This is a genomic window from Streptomyces chiangmaiensis (assembly GCF_036281785.1).
Taxonomy (GTDB): Bacteria; Actinomycetota; Actinomycetes; order Streptomycetales; family Streptomycetaceae; genus Streptomyces; species Streptomyces chiangmaiensis.
In genome coordinates this window covers 1-515 of the sequence record NZ_JAYWVC010000765.1, presented here as the reverse complement: position 1 = coordinate 515, position 515 = coordinate 1, and the positions used below count along the sequence as shown (strand labels likewise).

Annotated in this window: 1 pseudogene; it reads right to left on the bottom strand. The window is 72.6% G+C overall.

The window, feature by feature from the left end:
* Positions 1-351, bottom strand: a pseudogene (locus VXC91_RS46820) (hypothetical protein); the annotation flags it as partial.
* Positions 352-515 lie beyond the last annotated feature (164 nt).

Genomic DNA, 515 nt, shown 5'->3' with positions numbered 1-515 from the left:
TATGAAGTCCATCGGATCCAGCGGGGGAGGGGCCGAGGTCGGGGCGAACGACGGGACGGTCGCGGCGCTCTCGCTGGGCAGGTCCGCGGTGCCCGGCAGTGAGCTGGAGGGCCCGTTCGAGGCCTCGGGGCTGCCGTTCGCGGACACGACGGCCACGGCGACGGCGGCTCCGACGGCGACCGTGGCCAGGGCGCCGCCGAGGATCAGCAGCAGCCGGCGGCGCTTGTTGCGCGCCTCGGAGGCCTCGGCGAGCGCAGCCCAGTCGGGGGTGTCGCTCCGACTACCCCTCTGCGGCTGCCGGGAACTCGGTTTCCAGGGATCCCACGGGGGCTCCCCCTGCCCATAACTCATGCGGCGCATCTTAGACGTGCCGCGGACGGTCCAGTTCCCTTCGGTGGCCTCCGCGGCGACACGACCGAGAGCGGGACGGGCACCATCTCTCCCTTTGTGTGGCAGCCCAGGCAAAACCAGCCTGTCCGACGTTTGACGGCGAGGGGTTCGGCCCCGGCGGGGGC